The organism is uncultured Thiocystis sp. (assembly GCF_903866365.1).
Classification (GTDB): domain Bacteria; phylum Pseudomonadota; class Gammaproteobacteria; order Chromatiales; family Chromatiaceae; genus Chromatium.
On the sequence record NZ_CAIPNF010000121.1, the window covers coordinates 1 to 3,867 of the forward strand.

The 3,867-nt window shown below is 61.6% G+C and carries 6 protein-coding genes; all 6 read left to right on the forward strand.

All coding sequences use genetic code 11. The features are described 5' to 3' along the window. Positions 1 to 118 precede the first annotated feature (118 nt). On the forward strand, positions 119 to 1,786 hold the full coding sequence (locus QZY07_RS07320) for a YfjI family protein (protein WP_295401178.1): 1,668 nt from the start codon (positions 119 to 121) through the stop codon (positions 1,784 to 1,786). Further along, positions 1,783 to 2,673 carry a hypothetical protein gene (locus QZY07_RS07325; protein WP_295401181.1) on the forward strand — a complete coding sequence of 297 codons (891 nt, stop codon included), beginning with the start codon at positions 1,783 to 1,785 and terminating at the stop codon, positions 2,671 to 2,673. The genes QZY07_RS07320 and QZY07_RS07325 overlap by 4 nt, the downstream gene beginning before the upstream one ends. Next, entirely contained in the window at positions 2,666 to 2,806 is a 141-nt protein-coding gene (locus QZY07_RS07330; RefSeq protein ID WP_295401183.1) for a hypothetical protein, read from the forward strand. The genes QZY07_RS07325 and QZY07_RS07330 overlap by 8 nt, the downstream gene beginning before the upstream one ends. 29 nt (positions 2,807 to 2,835) lie before the next feature. Continuing rightward, positions 2,836 to 3,030, forward strand: coding sequence for a hypothetical protein (locus tag QZY07_RS07335; RefSeq protein WP_295401185.1), 195 nt, complete (start codon positions 2,836 to 2,838; stop codon positions 3,028 to 3,030). Between the two features lie 135 nt (positions 3,031 to 3,165). Then, positions 3,166 to 3,591, forward strand: coding sequence for a hypothetical protein (locus tag QZY07_RS07340; protein ID WP_295401188.1), 426 nt, complete (start codon positions 3,166 to 3,168; stop codon positions 3,589 to 3,591). A gap of 86 nt (positions 3,592 to 3,677) precedes the next feature. Continuing rightward, on the forward strand, positions 3,678 to 3,867 hold a 190-nt coding region (locus tag QZY07_RS07345; RefSeq protein WP_295401190.1), incomplete at its 3' end, for a hypothetical protein.

Consider the following 3,867-nt stretch of genomic DNA (forward strand, 5'->3'; position numbering starts at 1 on the left):
CTTTCGACGCTCGATCCGAGGATCTTCCAAGGAGGTGAAATGCTCAAGAATGCTTGCTGACATGAGAAACTCCAATCGTCGTTTCTCGCTAGCATCCGTCAACTACCCGAAAAACGGAATGTTTAAACGCGCTCGCCCTGTCATCGCGCGGTACCGCAAGGACGGAGCGGGAAACCTCTTTGCCCTGGATCGGCGCGATGGGTATCGGCCCGATGGCAGTCAGTTCAAGTTCGACGATCCCAAGCCGCCCGAACCGGACGATGATTACCAGGATGTCAGGACGGAGCCAGAATATCCCGATCCAGACAGTTGGTCGGCGATGGAGCCGCTTCCGTCTGGCATGCCCCCGGTATCGCCGTTCGACCTGGATCTGCTGCCAAACACCTTGAGGGCCTGGATCGGAGACATTGCCGAGCGGATGCAGTGTCCAGAGGACTACCCCGCCGTATCGGCGATTGTCTGCCTGTCTTCCGTCGTCGGTAGGCAAGTTGGCATTCGCCCGAAACGTCAAGACGACTGGACTGTTATCCCTAACCTTTGGGGCGCGATTGTTGGACGCCCGTCTCTTCTCAAGACACCATCGTTGCAAGAAACCATGAAGGGAATTGACGCCCTGGAGGCGCGCGCTCGCGAAGAACACGAACAGGATCAAACGACGTTCGCGGCTGACCAGATGATATCGGAGGCCCGCGCGAAGGAATTCAAAGCGGAGATTTCCAAGGCACTGAAGGCCAAAAATCTTGACCTCGCCCACCAACACGCGCTTGACGCCTGCGCCGATGCCGCACAACCGAAACGCCGCCGCTACAAGACCCAGGACAGCACCGTCGAGAAGCTAGGGGAATTGCTCCGGGATAACCCGCGCGGCATGTTGGTTTATCGTGATGAGCTGATCGGCTTTCTGAAATCCCTAGACCAGGAAGGCCGAGAAGGGAGCCGCGCTTTCTACCTGGAAGCATGGAACGGGAATGGTGGTTTTACCTTCGATAGGATTGGGCGCGGCACCGTCGAGATCGAAGCCGCCTGCGTCTCCATCATCGGCGGCATTCAGCCAGGCCCGCTGAACGACTACCTCGCCGGTGTCCTGCGTGGCGGCGCTGGCGACGATGGTCTGCTGCAACGCTTCCAACTGGCAGTGTGGCCGGACGCTCCAACGAAGTGGCGCAACATTGACCGCTGGCCGGATGCCCGAGCAAGACAGGTTTCGCGCGAAGTCTTCAGCCGTCTGGATCAGATCGACCCGCACGCCCTTGGTGCCACTCAGGACGACGGAGACGCCATCCCCTGGCTACGCTTCGCCCCGGATGCACAGGAAGCCTTCGACGAATGGCGAGCCGCCTTAGAGAGCCGCCTACGCAGTGACGACATGCACCCGGCGATGGAGAGCCACCTCGCTAAGTACCGCTCGCTTGCGCCCTCGCTGGCGCTACTGTTTCGGCTGGCAGACAACCCAGGAACCGGACCCGTCGATCTGCACTCGCTACTGCGCGCGTTGGCATGGTGCGAGTATTTGGAAACGCATTCCCGGCGGATCTACCGCACCGCCTTGGATGTGGACATGGCTAGCGCGCTTGAACTGTCGCGCAGACTCCCCTCGCTGTCCGCCCCCTTCACCGCCAAGGACGTTTATCGCAACCACTGGCGTCTGCTAGATCGGACAGGCACCGCCGCCGCAATCGTCATCCTGGAGGACTTTGGCCACATCCGAGGCGATCAACCGAGCGGACCAGGACGTCCAACGATCCGGTATCAGGTTCGCCCAGACCTGAGAGGGACGCGGGAATGAGCTACCTGGATCGCCTTCAAAAACTGAAAAGCCCGGCTTACCCTAGTGTCGAAAGTGTCGAAACCCCCTCAAAGCAGGGTTTAGACACTTTAGACACTTCGCTAAGTGGGCATTCTCAAAATTTAAGCGATGCCGCGAACGATTCACAGCCGGTAAAAACCTCCCGCAAAAAACTGAAAAGCCCGGTTTGGGCAACTGTCGAAACCATCGAATCCCCCTCAAAACCGGGTTTAGCTGGTTTAGCTGGTTTAGATGGTTTCCCAAATGGGCATTCTCAGAAATCACGGGAGGGTTTAGACACTTTAGACACTACCCCAAAGGGGCTTTCCGGGAATTTCAAAGCCGCCAACGATGCCGCACCGCTGACCGAAACCACCCGCCGCGCGTTCCTCGTCACCCAGCCGGACGGCACCGTCCTATCCGTCACCCGATGCCCACCGGCAACGCTGGCCGAGATCCAGGCCGACTATCCCGGTTGCGCGGTCAATCCAGAACTGGATCGACCGCCTGCACCTGCTCTCTCCGGCGAACCGCTCAAGATCGCCCAGGCGCTGCTGCGTCACTGGGGCGAAGACGATCCCGTCACGGTCGCGGAATATCTGGATGGCTTGGCGCGCAGTCCCGAACGGCTGGAGCAGGCCATGAACGAGGCGCTGCGTCTCGGTCTGGCCGTCGCGGTTGCCGATCCGCCGCGACCCTCGCCGGCCTCGCCCAGTAAGGCCGTCTGCGCGCGCTGCCAACACTTCGAGCGAGACACGATCAATCCCACCGGCGGACTGGGCGGCTGCCTGATTGCAGCCCCAGCGAGCCGTCAACCCGGTTCCTGCTGGCCGTGGCCACATGCCGAGATCCGCTGCACCCGTTTCGAGGAACACTCCGATGAATGAGCTTGCCACCGTATCCATTCCTGCCGGCGCCCTGGAGCGGCTACGCCAAGCCGCCCGTGTCAATGCTGAGGTGCTGTCCTGGAAGCCCGATCCCGGCGAGGCGCTGGAGGCCTCATTGTTGGTTCGCGGATGATGTCGGGACCGTTCGGCGACCAGCGCCAGATGATCGTACAGACGCCCGCGGGCGACCTGGTAGCCGTCTGGATGACCGTCTGGCTGACCGCACAGATGAAGTCGCAAGACGCTGAACGGGGCGATCTGGTCAGCGTCACGTTTCACGGACGGGAAATCGGCAAGAGCGGCAAGGCATTCAACCGTTACGCGGTCACGGTCTTGAAGGAGGCGAACGGTGCGTAATGCGTCTTTCCTCAAACACGGCTTATCCATGGATCAGAAACGCGACCCCGATTGGCACCCACGGATGGCCGTCTGCGCAACCCCTGGATGCGGGCGCATCGTTGATTCCCTGATCGATCGTCCGCGAGGTACGCCATGAGCAGGATGCAACGCACCAAGGGCGCCTGTGGCGAGCGGGAAGTCTGCCGGGCGATCCAGGATCAACTCGGCGTCCGGCTGATCCGCAACCTGGAACAGTCACGCGCCGGCGGTTATGACCTGATCGTGCATCCCGAGGATGTCGGTCCCACCGCCGATGCCTTGCGGCGGTTCGCTCCCGAGGTCAAGCGCCATGCGCGCGCCACCGCTGGCTTGCTGGCGCAATGGTGGACTCAGGCCACCGACCAGGCGAGCCGGGCGGGACTGATCCCGGTCCTGCTCTATCGGGAGGACCGCTCGGACTGGCGTGTGCGCGTGCCGCTGTCGGTCCTGCATCCACAGTTGCGGGCGTGGGAGGGGATCGAGTGGACGGCTGATCTGTCGCTGCTCGGGTTCGCGACTGTGATTCGGGAGGCCGCATGAAGATTCAGGTCGACAACTGATCGGTGGATGTCCTGGACGCGCTGTGCCAATTCCGGCCCTGTCTGTGGCCGGGCGAGTGGAAAGGCGTGCTCACTCCCGGAGTGGGTTACCGCTACGCCTTCAAGATGGTCCAAGTTTGGACCATCCTTTTTGGCGTGCTCACTCCCGGAGTGGGTTACCGCTACGCCCCCGAATCCGACCGGTACTGGCACTGCTTTCGGCGTGCCGACCGCGGTTGTCCGTATCCCCTGCCCGACCCGGACCCAATGAAGGCCC